15 protein-coding genes are annotated in these 14,908 nt (G+C 64.0%); 5 read left to right on the forward strand and 10 right to left on the reverse strand.

Translation table 11 applies throughout. The features are described 5' to 3' along the window. The first annotated feature begins 41 nt into the window (after window positions 1–41). From DFO48_RS12665 to DFO48_RS12675, 3 genes are read left to right on the forward strand one after another with little or no spacing between them, the layout of a single operon-like run. Entirely contained in the window at window positions 42–1,103 is a 1,062-nt protein-coding gene (locus DFO48_RS12665) for a GNAT family N-acetyltransferase (RefSeq protein ID WP_114863618.1), read from the forward strand. Beyond that, window positions 1,100–1,999 (forward strand): arginase family protein, encoded by a 900-nt coding sequence (locus DFO48_RS12670; RefSeq protein WP_114863619.1) that lies wholly within the window; start codon window positions 1,100–1,102, stop codon window positions 1,997–1,999. Before DFO48_RS12665 ends, DFO48_RS12670 begins: the two co-directional genes overlap by 4 nt. 47 nt (window positions 2,000–2,046) lie before the next feature. Next, window positions 2,047–3,348 (forward strand): cyclopropane-fatty-acyl-phospholipid synthase family protein, encoded by a 1,302-nt coding sequence (locus tag DFO48_RS12675; protein WP_114863620.1) that lies wholly within the window; start codon window positions 2,047–2,049, stop codon window positions 3,346–3,348. Window positions 3,349–3,424: 76 nt separating this feature from the next. Here DFO48_RS12675 and DFO48_RS12680 read toward each other — a convergent pair whose 3' ends face one another. Genes DFO48_RS12680 through DFO48_RS12720 form a run of 9 tightly spaced genes read right to left on the reverse strand, consistent with a single transcriptional unit; the run spans window position 3,425 to window position 11,237 of the window. Beyond that, the gene (locus tag DFO48_RS12680) at window positions 3,425–4,642 is read right to left on the reverse strand and encodes a DegT/DnrJ/EryC1/StrS family aminotransferase (RefSeq protein ID WP_114863621.1); all 1,218 of its coding nucleotides are present in this window, start codon (window positions 4,640–4,642) and stop codon (window positions 3,425–3,427) included. A 1-nt stretch (window position 4,643) separates the two neighbouring features. Then, window positions 4,644–5,030: a multidrug efflux SMR transporter gene (locus DFO48_RS12685; RefSeq protein ID WP_003069549.1), complete on the reverse strand. Its 387-nt coding sequence runs from the start codon at window positions 5,028–5,030 to the stop codon at window positions 4,644–4,646. Between the two features lie 12 nt (window positions 5,031–5,042). Then, window positions 5,043–5,411, reverse strand: coding sequence for an EamA family transporter (locus tag DFO48_RS12690; RefSeq protein ID WP_003071857.1), 369 nt, complete (start codon window positions 5,409–5,411; stop codon window positions 5,043–5,045). Next, on the reverse strand, window positions 5,404–6,312 hold the full coding sequence (locus tag DFO48_RS12695; protein WP_114863622.1) for a carboxylesterase: 909 nt from the start codon (window positions 6,310–6,312) through the stop codon (window positions 5,404–5,406). Before DFO48_RS12695 ends, DFO48_RS12690 begins: the two co-directional genes overlap by 8 nt. After that, the gene (locus DFO48_RS12700) at window positions 6,309–7,022 is read right to left on the reverse strand and encodes an MtnX-like HAD-IB family phosphatase (RefSeq protein ID WP_114863623.1); all 714 of its coding nucleotides are present in this window, start codon (window positions 7,020–7,022) and stop codon (window positions 6,309–6,311) included. Before DFO48_RS12700 ends, DFO48_RS12695 begins: the two co-directional genes overlap by 4 nt. Next, complete coding sequence (locus DFO48_RS12705) at window positions 7,015–7,950, reverse strand: HlyD family secretion protein (RefSeq protein WP_114863624.1); 936 nt, start codon at window positions 7,948–7,950, stop codon at window positions 7,015–7,017. The genes DFO48_RS12700 and DFO48_RS12705 overlap by 8 nt, the downstream gene beginning before the upstream one ends. A 2-nt stretch (window positions 7,951–7,952) precedes the next feature. After that, window positions 7,953–8,705, reverse strand: coding sequence for an ABC transporter ATP-binding protein (locus tag DFO48_RS12710; protein WP_003071865.1), 753 nt, complete (start codon window positions 8,703–8,705; stop codon window positions 7,953–7,955). 10 nt (window positions 8,706–8,715) lie between these two features. Next, on the reverse strand, window positions 8,716–9,864 hold the full coding sequence (locus tag DFO48_RS12715) for an ABC transporter permease (RefSeq protein ID WP_114863625.1): 1,149 nt from the start codon (window positions 9,862–9,864) through the stop codon (window positions 8,716–8,718). Next, complete coding sequence (locus DFO48_RS12720; RefSeq protein ID WP_114863626.1) at window positions 9,861–11,237, reverse strand: efflux transporter outer membrane subunit; 1,377 nt, start codon at window positions 11,235–11,237, stop codon at window positions 9,861–9,863. Before DFO48_RS12720 ends, DFO48_RS12715 begins: the two co-directional genes overlap by 4 nt. 233 nt (window positions 11,238–11,470) lie before the next feature. Between DFO48_RS12720 and DFO48_RS12725 the strand changes: the two genes are divergently transcribed. Beyond that, window positions 11,471–12,220, forward strand: a complete 750-nt coding sequence (locus DFO48_RS12725) for a response regulator (protein ID WP_003071871.1) — start codon at window positions 11,471–11,473, stop codon at window positions 12,218–12,220. Beyond that, window positions 12,205–13,377, forward strand: coding sequence for a cell wall metabolism sensor histidine kinase WalK (locus DFO48_RS12730; RefSeq protein ID WP_114863627.1), 1,173 nt, complete (start codon window positions 12,205–12,207; stop codon window positions 13,375–13,377). The genes DFO48_RS12725 and DFO48_RS12730 overlap by 16 nt, the downstream gene beginning before the upstream one ends. On the opposite strand, the gene DFO48_RS12735 is transcribed toward DFO48_RS12730, so the two are convergent. Next, a complete protein-coding gene (locus DFO48_RS12735; protein WP_114863628.1) occupies window positions 13,352–14,908 on the reverse strand; it encodes a DUF3482 domain-containing protein in 1,557 nt (518 codons plus the stop codon). The genes DFO48_RS12730 and DFO48_RS12735 overlap by 26 nt on opposite strands.

Consider the following 14,908-nt stretch of genomic DNA (forward strand, 5'->3'; position numbering starts at 1 on the left):
GACACACTCAGGCGCCATCAAAACCGACTACAAAAGGCGAAATGGCGACGGAAAATTTCCGCAACCAGCTCGAACCCAGTGGCTTGCTGCAGCAGTTCACCAACCATCCTCCAGAAGGCTTTGCCTTGCTCAAGGACTGGCCGACGCCAGCATTCACCGCCCCCTTCGATTTGCTGACCACCGCAGATGACGCGCTCAAGGCGCGTCTTTTGTCGTGGCCGGGCGGCCGCTGGCTGAGCGCCAGGCTCAGGCTGACCACGGACTTCATCGGCACCACCGTCAGCGAATATGCGCCGCTGCCGCGCGCCGTGGATGCCGCGACGCTGGCCCGGCAACTGCGCGCCATGGCCGGGCGCACCCTGCTCACCATCGTCAAGGATTTGCCCCAGGCCTCGCCCTTGCTAAGCGAGGAAGACAACTGCTTTGCGCAGGAGTTGGCTGACGCGCTTTCGGAGCAGGGGTTCATTGCCCTCGAAGGCCAGGCCCTGGCCTATGTGCCCATCAGCTTTGCCAGTGCAAACGAGTATCTGGCCGGCCTGTCCAAAAACCGCCGCAGCAGCCTCAAGCGCAAGCTCAAAAGCCGCGAACAGCTCTCCGTCCAGCGTATCCCTACCGGCGCAGCCTTTGCCGCTGATGCCCAGGTGGATGCCTACTATGCGCTGTTTGATGCGGTGTACGCGCAAAGCGACATTCACTTCGACAAGCTCACGCGCGGCTTCTTTGCCGACTTGCTGCGCGATGCGGACAATGGCGGCATCGTGTTCGAATATCGTGACGCGCAAAGCGATGCTCTGCTGGGCTGGAATCTGTGCTTCGAGCATGACGGCAGGCTGATCGACAAATACATAGGCCTGTCCTACCCGGCAGCGCGCGAGGCCAATCTCTATTTCGTGAGCTGGATGATCAATCTCGAATACGCACTGGAGCGGGGTCTGTCCCACTATGTGGCGGGCTGGACCGATCCGGAAGTCAAGGCCCAGCTGGGCGCCAGCTTCACCATGACGCAACATCTGGTCTTCATCCGCAACCCCGTGCTGCGCGCGTTGGGGCGGCGCTTTTCCGGTCTGTTTGAAAGCGATAGCCAGTGGGGCGACAAGCCATGATGCAACAAACACCTGTGGTGCTGGATGTCGACGGATCGGTTGGCCCGCTGGCCCGGGAAAAGCGCTTGCCGCTCGCAGATTGGCAGGAGCTGGTGCGCTTTGGCTGCAGCCTGCGCAGCTTCAGGCGCTTCAGCCAGGCCATGCAGGAGCAGCTGCCCGCGCAGCGCGGCACCGTGCTCTTGGGCAGCGGCGACTTTCACCATCTGAGCTGGCCGCTGATCGAGCGCTGCATTGCCGACAAGGGCTTCAGCGCCAAGCATCCGCTGCGCGTGGTGGTGCTGGACAACCACCCCGACAATATGCGCTTTCCCTGGGGCGTGCACTGCGGCTCCTGGGTGCGGCGCGTAGCCATGCACCCGGCCGTATCGCAGGTCCATGTGGCAGGCATTACCTCGCAGGACATAGGCTCGGGCCACGCCTGGGAAAACTATTTGCGGCCGCTGCGCGCCGGCAAGCTCACCTACTGGAGCTGCGGCGTGGACACCGGCTGGGCCAGGCGCGTGGGCGCTGGCAAGGCGTTTCGCAGCTTTTCCGATATCGCCGAGCTGGTACAGGCGCTGTCCAGCCATCTGCATGACTGGCCGCAGGACACGTATCTGAGCATAGACAAGGATGTGTTCGCCGCCGAAGTCGTGCGCACCAACTGGGACCAGGGCCGGATGCTGGAAGAGCAGGCCGTGCAACTGATCGATGCGCTGCGCGAACAGATCACGGGCAGCGACATCACGGGCGACGTGTCGTCATGGCACTATGGCACCTGGTGGAAACGACTGATGAGCGCGAGCGACGGCCAGGACACACAGATTGACGCCGCTACGCTGGCCGGCTGGCAGGCCGGGCAACATGCATTGAACCAGCGGCTGATCCAGCGCATAGCGCTCAGCAGCACGAGTTAGAGCGATTTCACCGACCACTTTTCAACACTTCGCTTCAAGGAGCTGACATGCTGGATCGGTTGACCGAAAAATTGCTGCAACAGGCATTTGCACCTTTGGTCACAACGGGACGGCTCGAAGTCATCACCCCTTCAGGAAAGGCGCTGATATTCGGCGACGGCGGCCAGCCTCAGGCGCGCCTGCGCTTTGCCGACAGACGCGCCGTACTTGCGCTGCTGCGCGACCCCGACCTCAACTTTGGCGAGCTGTTCATGCAACAGCGCCTGCTGGTCGAGCAAGGCACGGTCTACGACGTGCTGGAGCTGGTGCTGCGCGGCGCCAGGCATGTGCCCGTCAGCGCCACGGTGCGCATGCTCGATGCCTGGCGCATGAAGCTGCGGCCCTTGCTGCAGAACAATCTGCGCGGCAAATCGCGTGCCAATGTGGCGCATCACTACGATCTGGACGACCGGCTCTATCAGCTGTTTCTCGACAGCGAGCGCCAGTACTCCTGCGCCTATTTCGAGCAGGGCAACGAAGACCTGGAAACGGCACAGCTGGCCAAGAAGCGTCATATCGCCGCCAAGCTGCTGATCGAGCCGGGCCAGCGCGTGCTCGATATCGGCTGCGGCTGGGGCGGTCTCTCGCGCTATCTGGCCGAGGTGGCCGGCGCCGGTCATGTCACCGGCATCACGCTGTCCACAGAGCAACTGGCCGGCGCGCAGTCCAGAGCCTCGCAGTCCATCCAAGGCGAGCGGCTGGAGTACCGGCTGGAAGACTACCGCGATACCCAGGGTCCCTTCGAACGCATCGTCTCAGTCGGCATGTTCGAGCATGTGGGCACGAGTTTCCACGACGCCTTCTTCCGCAAATGCCACGAGCTGCTCAGCGAGGACGGCGTGATGCTGCTGCACTTCATCGGCAACAGCGATGTGCCCGACTTCAACAATCCCTGGATAGAGCGCTACATCTTTCCCGGCGGTCATATTCCGTCGATGTCGGAGTTCACGCCGGCCATAGAGCGTGCGGGGCTGGTGATCTGCGATATCGAGGTGCTGCGCCTGCACTATGCCCAGACCCTACGCCTGTGGCGCGAGCGCTTCATGGCACGCCGCGCCGAAGCCGCAGCCCTGTATGACGAGCGCTTTTGCCGCATGTGGGAGTTCTATCTGTCCATGTCGGAAACCGCGTTCCGCTATCAGGACATTGCCATCTTCCAGGTTCAGCTGGCGCGCAGGCAGGACGCCGTGCCGCTGACGCGCGACTATGTGCACCAGCGCGAAGGAGCACTCAAAAGCCGGGAGGCAGCCCTGGGCCTGAGCGCACCGGCCATGGCAGGCGCCGCAAAAATCAAAGCATCCACCGCTTGACTGTCATCGATTTCAGCATCAATAAGGCCTGAAATCGTTTTATATAAAGCGTAACAAGCTATCTTTTTGATAACTATCAGGCACACTGAACTGCGGACTGGAGGTGGCCCGCCAGTTGGGCAAACCGCGCGTCATCCAACCACGGGCTGTTGCTGATGGCCAGCAGGCGCTGCGCCCAGTCACGCGCCTGGCCAACCGTGTCGCCCCGCGCAGCACCCAGCACATGGTCGTAGCGGCCATAGTCGGGCAGCACATGGACAAAGGGCAGGGACAGACCCCAGCCACCGCCCCAGTGCGCGCGCAGCACGGCATCCCTGGCCTGCTGGCTGGGCATGCGCAGCAGTATCACCGGCCACACGCCCTGCGCCCCGGGCACGGCATCCTGCACGACTTCCAGCCCGCTGGCCTGCAATTGCGCGATACGCAGGCCAGCCTGCTTGGAGGTCTGCTGCTGAAATGCCGCCAGCCGCCGCAACGCCTTGGCACCCACGCTCTGGCGCCAGCGCCCCAGACGGTGCTGGGCAATGAGATCGTCGAAGTCATCGCCTGCCGCCTCTACCCAATCACCGCGGGACAGTGATTTCTCCAGCGGCTTGCCATAGGCCATGCGCAGGCCGCAGGGCCGGTAGAGCATGGCGTAGCCCAGCAGCTCGATGCTGCGGCGCAGCTCCCACCACGGACTGAAGCGCGTGGCGGCGCCAGCGGCGCGCAGCGCAGCACGCATGGAAGGCTCACGCGCCATCAGCACGCCGCCTTCAAAAGTGCTCAGCCCCTTGCCGACGGCCAGGCTGAAAAAGCCGATGTCGCCCTTGAGGCCCACCGAAGCTGCGCCGCTGCGCGCTCCCAGCGCCTGGGCCGCGTCCTCGATCACATACGCGCCCACGGAACGCGCGCATTGCAGAGCGGCATCCACATCTGCCACACGCCCACACAGATGCGTGGGCAGCACGGCCAGCGTGCGCTCGCTGCACAGGCGCTGCAGGCAGACCGGGTCCATGTCCAGCGCATCGGCGCGCAGATCGCACAGGCGCAATTGAAGCCCGCACTGCGCAATCGCCAGCGCCACCAGCGGGCAGGTATAGGCCGGTGCAACGACCTCGCTGCGCTCCGGACTGAGGGTCTTGAGGCTTCGCAATGCCACCATCAGGGCCGAGGTGCCCGAGCATTCGAGCTGCACCGCATCCACTCCCAGCCATGCGGCCAGCTGCGCTGCCAGGCTGCCTCCACCCAAGGGCCAGAGATCGCCGAGCTGCAGTGGCAGGCCGGCCGTTGGCGGCACGGTGGGCTGGCGCATCTCAGGCGGCCTGCTCTGCCTCTGGCTTCTCGCTCACGGCCAGGCACATGATGCCGGCCACGATGAACAGACAGCCAATGATCTGCGGCCAGCCAATGGGCTCGTTGAACAGCCAGTACGAGATCGCCAGCACCGAGATGATCTCCAGATGCGAGGCTGCAAAGGCCGGGCCGATGGGAGCGTGCTTGAGCAGGCTCATCCAGGTGAAGAAGGCCCCGATGTAGCCCACGAAGGCACCATAGATCCAGGGCTGGCTGAACACGCGCAGCAGCCAGCCGGTCGAGAACTCCAGCGGCAATGCTGAATCACCGGCCTGCTTGAAGCTGAGCTGTGCCAGCGTGTCAAAGGCCATGAGTACCAGAAAGCCGACAATGTAAAAACGCTTCATAGCCGACGGCCCTCAGTGCAATCCAACGATGGCCACGCCTATGGACACCAGCACGATGCCGGCCACGCGCATGGGCGCGAGCTTTTCGCGAAACAGCACCCGGCCCAGAATCATGATGGCGACGATGTTGATGGAGCCCAGCAGCACACCGTCCGACAGCGGCACCAGCGACAGAAACGCCAGCCAGACCAGGAACTCGGCCACATAGCAGGCAATGCCCACCCACAGCCAGGGCCTGGCCAGCATGAAGCGCCAGCGCTCCGTGCCATTGCGATGCCCGGGCTCACTGGCCGCTGCCTTGAAAGCCAGCTGTCCGCCACTGTCCACCAGCACATTGAGTATCCACAGCGTCACCACCAGGGGCGAGAGATCACTACCCATTCGCACCCCTGGCAGGCGCCGCCGAGCTGGCAATCCGCGCGATGAATTCGTTGAGCTTGGCAATCACGGTGCGGCGTTCGCGGTCGATGGTGATCATGTGATAGCAATTGTCCAGCAGCACCAGGTCGACATGGGCGTTGACCGCGCCGCGCTGGATATCGTGGGCATTGCTGACCGAGGAAATGTCGTCTTCCCGGGCATGCATGACCAGACAGGGCGAGCGCAGCTGCGCCAGTCTGGCCTGCACATTCGCGGACAGGGCACGCAGCTCGATGACGCTCCACCAGGGATTGCCGGGCAGGCCTGCGGCAGAGCTGTCGCCGCTGTTCATCTGCTCGACCACGCGCGCGCGCAAGGCCTCGTCCTTGATGCCGTAGGGCGGCGCCTCCATGAAGACACTGTTGCGGCCGATGCCCAGCAGGCGGAACAGCGGCAGCAGGAACGCCAGCTTGGTATAGGCCGGAATGCTCCAGCCGTCATAGCGGAAGGTGGTGGACAGCGCGCATACGCCGGCCACCTTGTCGGGATGGCGCTCGGCCACAGCCAGCGACAGCAGCGCCCCCATGGACAGACCGCCGACCACCACATGGTCCACATGCAGCGAAAAGCGCTGCAGACCCGACTCCACACTTGCCAGCCAGTCCGTCCAGCGGGCAGCCACCAGGTCTTCCATGCTGCCGCAATGTCCTGCCAGCTGCACCCCGTAGACCGTGAAGCCCTGTTTGTTCAGACCTTTGGCGAGCAGGCGCATCTCGGCCGGTGTGCCGGTCAGGCCATGAATCAGCAGCACGCCCGTGCGGGCATTGAGGCCCTCGCCGGGCATGACGAACTCATGCGGCGTCACGCACAGCTGCTGCAAATCCGGCTGCTGCAGCAGCCCCAATCCATCGGCGGCATTCATGCAGTCTGCTCCATGCCGAGCAGGACCTGTTCCAGCAGCTGGGTGGCCTGCGCAAAATGCTCGAAGCGCGCATGGGCAATCCCCTGGCTCTCGCAATAGTCGATGAGCTTGTACTTGGCCAGCACGAAATCCGCCTTGCCGGAAACGCAGAAGTCCGACGTGCTGTCGCCGATATAGAGCACCCGTCCTTGCACAGCCTGCTGCTCGGCCAGGCGCTCGCACTTGCAGTTGCCGCTGGCCCGTGCGCAGCGATTGCTGGCCCAGGGCGAATCCAGTCGCCAGCTACGCTCTCCCGTCTGCACCAGATGATTGGCGATGACTTCCAGATCCCCGAGGCCGTGGCGTGCAAGCACATGGCGAATCGCATAGTCAATACCGTCGCTGACGACCTGCACCTTGATGCCATGCAACCTGGCCTCGGCCACGAAGCCGGCAAAGTGCTCGTCGATCTCTATGCCGTCCAGATGGTTCTGCAGTTCGGCCTCGCTCATGTCCAGCAGGGCTACCTGCCCCTTCATGCATTCGCGCGAGCCGATCTCGCCACGCTCCCAGGCGTCTTCCAGCTCCTGCCAGCCCGGCTTGCCAAAGCGGTTGAGCAGGGTATCGGTCACGTCCAGCAAGCTGATGGTGCCGTCGAAATCGCTTTGCACCATCCAGCCGGCCGAAGCTGTACCTGCAGACGACGGAAAAATCTGAATGCGCTTATTCATGGAAGCTGACCCTCACGTTCTGACCGACCTTGACATTGGCGGGCGGCTGGTCAAACGCCAGCACGCATTCCACAACTCTTACCGGGCCACGCTGCGCGTCGTCCTGCAGCCGGGCCGTGCCGTAGACGGGGCTGATGCGCAGCACGGTCGCTGCGGGAAACTCCTGCCGGGCAGCACTGCCGTCTGCGTCAGCGGCCACCTGGGCTTTCATGCCTTCGCGAATCGCCGTCACATAGCTTTCGTTGACTTCGGCCCGCACGATCAGAGGGCGCTTTGGCAACAGCACCGCCACGGGGCTGCCGCTTTGCAGCATGCTGCCGCCCTGGGCCAGCAGGCGCACCACGACGCCGGCCTCGGGCGCACGCAGCTCGTGGCGCTGCAGCAGGGCCCGCAGCTGCTCGGCCTTGCGCTTGGCGACCGTGACTTCCGCTGCCGCAATATCCACTTCGGACTGCGCATCACGCAGGGCCTGCACGGCTTCGTCCACGCTCTGCAGGTCCGCCGCACCCTGTTTGGCTGCGGCCTGCCAGCGCGTCAGCGTGACCTTGAGCGCGGGCAGGCGATCCTGGCGCGTCTTGAGCTTGGTCTGTGCCAGCTGCAGCTCGGACTCCGCCACCGCCAGATCGGCGCGCGCCGCATCGTCGGCGAGACGCAGCACCAGTTGGCCTTTCTGTACGCTCTGACCTTCCTTGACCAGCAATTGCTGCACCACGCCCGATGCGGTCGACGAAAGATCGAGCAGACCGCCTTCGACGTCGATCTTGCCCCGCGCAACCGCCACCTGGCTCTGAGGCTTGGTCTGGGCTGCAGCCGGTGTGACCACGGAGGCCGCGTCCTGAGACGGAGAGCACCCGCCCAGCATCAGCACGGCCGCCGCCAGCAGCGGCGCGCCCGACACAATGCTGAGACGAAATGGGCTTGGGTTCATGTTTATTCCTTGATGGGGCTGTTCTGGCGCCAGTCGCTGCGAATGGCGCCGTCTTCCATGCCCAGCACACGATCGGCGTGGCGCACCAGACGCGGGTCATGGCTGACGCACAGCACCGTGGTGCCGTGCGTGCGCGCTGCACGGTGCAGCAAGTCGATGACGCGCTGGCCGCTCTCGGCATCCAGCGCACTGGTGGGCTCGTCGGCGAACAGCAGACGGGGCTGCTTGGCCATGGCACGTGCGATGGCCACACGCTGCTTCTCGCCACCCGACAGCTGGGCCGGACGCATATGACTGCGGTGCGAGAGCCCCACTTCATCGAGCGCCTCCTTGGCACGGCGCAATGTCTCGGCGCTTTTGAGGCCCATATAGCCCAGTGGCAGTTGCACCTGCTCCAGTGCCGTCAGGGCCGGAAACAGATTGAAGCCCTGGAAGACGAAGCCCGTATGGCGCAGACGAAATTTCTCCAGCGCCGCCGTACCGAGCTTGGCCAGGTCCTCGCCCAGTGCCAGCGCATGGCCGGCATCGGGCTTTTGCAGTCCCGACATCAGCGACAGCAGCGTGCTTTTGCCGCAGCCCGACGGGCCAGAGATCAGGCTCAGCTCGCCCGCATAGAGGCTGACGGACAGCCCCTGCAGCACATGCACCTGGACGATGCCCGACACAAAGGATTTGTCGAGGCGCACGGCCTCGAGGCTAGGCACAGCATCCTTGGCTACAGGTGTTTTGACGCGTTCCATGGTCTGGGCTTGCATGTTTCAGGCCTCAACGCAACAGGGTTGCCGGGTCGGCACGCAGCAGGCTGCGCATGGCGCCCAGACCCGACAGCAGCGACAGCACGGCCACCAGAAAGCCGCAGGCGAGTACCGCGGACAGGTTGAGGGCCACGGGGACGCGATAGGCGGATGCAATGCTCAGCAGCACCGCGCTGGCCAATGCCGCCAGCACGAAGCCCAGACCGCCAATCCAGCAGGCCTGCTCTACCACCACGCGACCCAGGGCTGCCCGGCTCACGCCCAGGGCATTGAGCACCGCATACTCGCGGGCGGATCCTGCCACCACCGCCTTGAGCGACTGGCTGGTCACGATGGCGCCCACCAGGCAGACGATGACGGCCATGAAGAGCACGCCGGCACCGGCGCCGGTATCGAGCATCCAGTAACGCTGAGAGCGGCGCGCAAAGGCATCCGCCGTCCAGACCTCGTACGGGCCGAAGCTGCTGCTGGACCGGCTCAATCGCGCCTGGGCCTCGCCTGCCTTGGCTCCTTGCTTGAGACGCGCCACAAAATAGGTGCTGCCATGCTCGGCACTGGTTTCTGCAATTTCGCGGGTCGTGCTGAGCGAGGCGATCACGTTGACGCCGCCCAGCCCGCGCAAGCCGTCGACGGCAGCCACGATCTTGACCGCATGGTTGTTGATCCAGGCCGTGCTGCCTTCCTGCACGCCCAGAGTCCCCAGGTCCGCCCTGTCCACAATCACGGCACCGGGCTCGCGCAGCAGCTGTCGCTGCCAGGAGGTGAGCACCTTGGTGAACATCATGGAGTTGTCCGCAGTGCTGACGCCCGAGAGATAGACCGAGACTCCACCTCCGGCAGCACCCTGGGCACCGGCGCGAGCGCGCCAGTCACCATCGACCCAGACATAGGACTCCACGGTCGCCACATCGGGATCCATGCGCAGGCGCATCTCCACATCGCTGCCGATATTGCGCCCGAAGTTCACGCTTTGCGTACCCGGATAGCCCACCCAGAGATCGGCCGAAGAAGCCGTCACGTAGATCGCGGCAGAGCCGAAGATGCCCAGCACCAAGGCAGCCTGCATGGCCAGCAGAACGCCCGAAAAGCCCACGGCGAACACCGAGGGGACAAAGCGCCTCCACTCATAGATCAGCGTCTTGCGCGCCAGGGCAATCATGGCTGGACCTCGGAGACTGCGGCATCGATGGGCGCAGCGCCCACGGCCTTGTAGAGCGCCACATAGGCCAGCGCCTCGGCAGCCCTGGCGGTTGCCAGCTCGCTCTGGTTTTGCAGGCTGGCGCGGGCGCTATCGATGCCCGAAAGCTCGCTGGACAGGCCCAGTTGCTGGCGCACTGCCTGGGCCTTTTCGCGCCCTGCATGGATCTGCCTCTCGGACTGCAGCTGCTGCTGTCTTTGCTGCTGGGCAGCAACCGCTGCCAGGGCGGCTTCAGCCTCGGCAATGCCATTGAGCACAGCCTGACGGTAGGCCTTGATGCTGGCCTGCAGCGCCAGCTCCTTGCCATCCGCCACGGTACGGCGGCGACCCCAGTCAAAGAGCGGAATGTCGATCTGCGGACCGACCATGGGGATGGAGTCCGAGGTCGTGCGGTGATTGCGTGTCAGGTTGTACGCATACAGCAGGGACCCCGTCAGGGTCAGCCGCGGATAGAGTGCCGCGCGCGATACGCCGACCTCGGCCGCAGCCTGCTCCACCGCGGCCTCGGCGCTTTGAATATCGGGGCGGCTGCGCAGCAGGTCTGCCGGCAGCACGGCAAGCGCCTGCGCTGCGGGCAGCGCGACATCGGCACCGGGCTGCAGCCACTGCGGCTCGGCACGCTCGCGTCCCAGCAGGGCTGCCAGCGCATGGGCAGCACGCGCCTGGGCTTCGTTCAAGGTGAACAGCTGGGACTCTGCGGTGCGCAGCTGCAACTTCTGCTGCTCCAGAGACTGGGCATCTGTCAGCCTCTGCTCATGCCGAATCTGCAAGAGTTGCAATTGTCGCTGTGCCTGCTGCAACTGCCTCTCGGCCAAGCTGCGCTGCACCTGGGCCAGCCGGATATCGAGATAGCGATGCACCACATCGGCCACCAGCGCCACCCGCGCTGCATGCAGCTGGGCTTGCGCATCCAGCACGCCGGCCGTGCCTGCGCGGCGTGCCGCGGCGGAATCGCCAAACAGGCCCAGATCCCAGCTCACATCGATGCTGGCATGAAAGTAGGTATCAACTGCTGCAATATCCTGCAGGGTCCGCGCTCCGGTGCTGACCGTGGGGCGAAAAGCCGCATCGGCCGTACCGGCCAGCAAACGCTGCTGACGCAGACGCAGCACGGCCTGAGCCACATCAAGGTTCTGGGACAGCGCCTCGTCCACCAGCGCATTCAGCGCGGGGTCATTCCAGGCGCGCCACCAGTGGGCCAATGCCGCAGGGTCCGACTTTTGAGCCGGCTCCTGCTGCTGCCACTGAGGTGGCGTGGTCCGGTCCAGCTTGACTGCCTCGGGCGCAGCACAGCCTGCCAGCAACGACAAGGCACACAGACACAGACTGCCCATGCGAAGACGCGAGACGTGAGAAGGAAATATCACAGCGCAGTTGGCTCAAACTAAAGGTGACACCCGGGAACCTGCAGAAAGCGGAAACAGCTTTCCATCCTCGCCATTGGACGGCAGCAAGCTTTCGCCAGATTGCAGGGTTTATGTAGGAATTATGGAGAGCCGTAGCCATTCGGCTATTGCAGCGGCAAAGCACATAATGTGCAGATAACAAGTTTCAGGGAGTCCAGCAGATGCATGACTTTGCTGCACACAAAACCATGACTACTTTTGCTCAACCTGCTTCCACGCCCATGGTGCTTGTGGTCGAAGACGAACCTGCAATTGCGGGCGTTCTCAGCGCCTATCTGGAGCGCGACGGCCTGCGAATTCGCATGGCGCAGGACGGCGAGGAAGCCCTGCAGAGCTTTCGCCAGCTGCGCCCGGACCTGGTTCTGCTAGACATTCATCTGCCCAAGGTCGATGGCGTGGATGTGCTGCGCATGATTCGCAATGACAGCGATGTCCCCGTCATCATGGTGACGGCCCTGGCAGACGATGTGGACAAGCTGCTGGCACTGCGCCTGGGAGCGGACGACTATGTGGTCAAGCCTTTCAACCCTCCCGAGGTGGTGGCCCGGGTACGTGCCGTGCTGCGCCGCACCCAGGCCAAGCCTGCGCCGGTGGCCGCACCCATACGCGTCGGACCGATAGAGATCGACGTGGAAGCCCACAGTGCAGCCGTCTATGACGATGCGGGCCAGGCCGTTCCTCTGGCACTGACGCTCACGGAATTCCGTCTGCTGGCCTGCCTGGCGGCCCAGCCACGCCGCTGCTTTTCACGAGCCTACCTGATTGAGAACTGCCTGCCGGAGAGCGATGCGCTGGAGCGGGTGATCGACTCCCATCTCTCCAAGCTGCGTCGCAAGCTGCAACTGGCCGGACAGGACGGACTGATCGAGACCGTGCGCGGTATTGGCTATCGTCTATGGCCCTGGGACTGAACCGCATCTGGGTCCGCTTTGGTCTGTGGATCACGGCGGCCGTGCTGCTGGCCATTGCCTCGCTGGCGATTGGCGTGCTGGCGTTTTCCGAACTGCAGTACCGCGAGTTCTACCGCCACCTGCCAGGCCCCGTAAAGACCGAGCTGGAAGCGCTGAAGTCCCAGGATCTGGAGGACAGCCCCAGAGCCCTTCAGATCTACTCCGAGTACTGGGAGGGCGACCGCCTGTTCGGCGAGAAATGGTCGCTGGTCATCGGCCTGGCTGTCAGCCTGCCTTTCGGCATGGCCGTGGGCTTCTGGATTTCGCGACGCATCACCAGTCCGCTGGCCTCCATGGTGGAAGTGGCTGCGCGCGTGGAGCGCGGCGATCTTGCCTCCAGAGCCGTCAAGGGCAATGCCCATGGCGAGATGGCCGAGATGATCGATGCCTTCAACGGCATGGTCGATTCGCTGGAGACGCTGGAAGCAGAGCGCCTGGCCACGGCAGCCTCCATCTCCCACGAGCTGCGCACCCCTTTGACGGTGTTGCAGGCTCGCCTGCACGCGATCTGCGACGGCGTCATCGACTCCAGCCAGGCCGAGATGAAGACGCTGCTGGCCCAGGTCGAGCATCTGGGACGGCTGGTCGGCGATCTGCACACCCTGTCCATGGCCGATGCCGGACAACTGTCCCTGCGCAAGGAACGCATAGACCTTGCTGCACTGGTCGGCGATGTCGTCGAGGACTTGCACCCACAGCTGCAAAAGCTGGACATGGCGCTGTCACTGGATCTGCCCATGCAGGACGGCGATGGCAGCACCGACATCAAGGCCGACGTCGATCGCTTGCGCCAGATCACTACCAACCTCATCAGCAACGTGCTGCGTCATGCCAGCAGCGGCCACTGGCTGAGCATCCGGGTGCATACGACCTCCGACCACCAGAACCAGTCATGGGTGATCCTGGAAGTGGGTGATGCGGGTCCTGGCCTTGCCCCCGAGGTCCAGGCCCATCCGTTCCAGCGCTTTGTCCAGGCCCCAGGCAAGCGCCGCCGGGAAGGCTCGGGCCTGGGCCTGTCCATCGTCAAGGCTCTGGTGACTTCACAGGGCGGAACCGTCAGCACGGGCGTCTCCGAGCGTGGCGGCGCCCTGTTTACGGTGCGCTTTCCGCGTCTCTGACTCCGGAGTCCGCGTTCAGCCCCGGATAGAGATCGGCCATGATCTGCTGCAGGCTTTGCGATAGCAGCTCCATCACGGCGACTCTTTGCGCATCGACAGCCGCCCCTGCGGTATTTGCTTCGCGCAGCTGCGCCCAGATAGCTGCCCATTGCGCAGCGTGTGCCTGCACCGTAATCTGGGCAAGCTCACTCCATTGTCTGGGCGCCGCAGGGCTGGTGTAGCGACCGCGACCACGGCCGAAATGCGAGATCAGCAGGTACTTGAGCAATACCTGACTCGCTGCGGCGTTCAGATAGTCGCTCGAGAGCTGAAAGCTCTGCTGCTCCTGGTCGAACATCTTGTTCGCTCCCCAGGCCGCTCCACCAAAGGTGAGCGCCCCCAGCAGCGCGCCCACCAGGGCACCGGCACCCAGTGTCAAGCCTCCTGCCACCAGATCGGCCCCCAGTCCTGTAGCCGCACCGGCAGTCAACGCCCCCCACAAGCTGGCCGCCTGCGCATCCACGGGCTTTGTGATCTGAAGCTGGTTGCGCAATTGCTCCTGAATCTGACTGGCCGCCTGGCCGTCGAGTCCATGAATCTCGAGCAAGCGCTGCGTGGCCTGTACATCGGCCTGACGCAAAGCCTGTATCAGCCGCTGGACGGCTGCCTTGGCCTGGGCTCCGAGCCGCTCTTCATCCTCTGCCGATTTGCCCAGCTTGGCGGTGAGCTGGCTCAGGCCTTGCCAGGCACGCGCCAGCAGCCGGCCTTGTTCGGGATCGAGCTTTTCATGCAGCCCAGCAGCTGCCAGCAACTGCTCTGCCATGACCGCCAGGCTCGCCTGCTCGCGCTGTTGCTGCAGCAAAGCTCGCTGCTCCAGCAGGCGCTGATAGGCGGGCTGTTTCGACTGGGGCAACAATGGCGCAATGCTCTGCATCATCCTGCGCTCATGCCACCAGCTGCGCGTGAAGGCGTCGAGCACCAGCACATCGCGCACCACGCTTTGAAAGCTCTGCGTCGCCTGCTGCCAGCGCCTCAAATCTTCCTGCGTCTGCTCTGCCGTGGTGTCGCTGCCGACCTGGTTGAGCAGCACGATGACCGGCTTGTTCAGCCAGGCCAGTATGTTCATCTCGGCGCTCCAGTAGCCCGCATCGGCAGGGTCCTCTGCCGCGTTGACAAGGTAGAGCATCACATCCGCATGGTCGCGCGCGGCAAGCAGGGCACGCTGGCTCAGGTAAAAAGGCTTGTCGCGCCACCGATCCCAGACATTGCTGAGAAACCAGCCCAGCGGATTGCCCTGCTGCCGCAGGCGCTCATAAAGCCGCACGGAGTCGCCGAAACCCGGTGTGTCCCAAAGCCACAGCTCATCGCCCTGTTGCGTCTTCTGAAGCAGATAGCGCTGAGACTGCGTGGTCACATGGGCTGCGTCATCAATCTCGCCGACGTCGTCGGCCATCAGCGTACGGGTCAGCGTGGTCTTGCCTATATTGGTGTGCGACAACAGACACCACTGAATGCTGCTGTCACTCAGAACCAGCTCATTGTTCTCACTCAT

The organism is Comamonas sp. AG1104 (assembly GCF_003350425.1).
Lineage (GTDB): Bacteria > Pseudomonadota > Gammaproteobacteria > Burkholderiales > Burkholderiaceae_C > Comamonas > Comamonas testosteroni.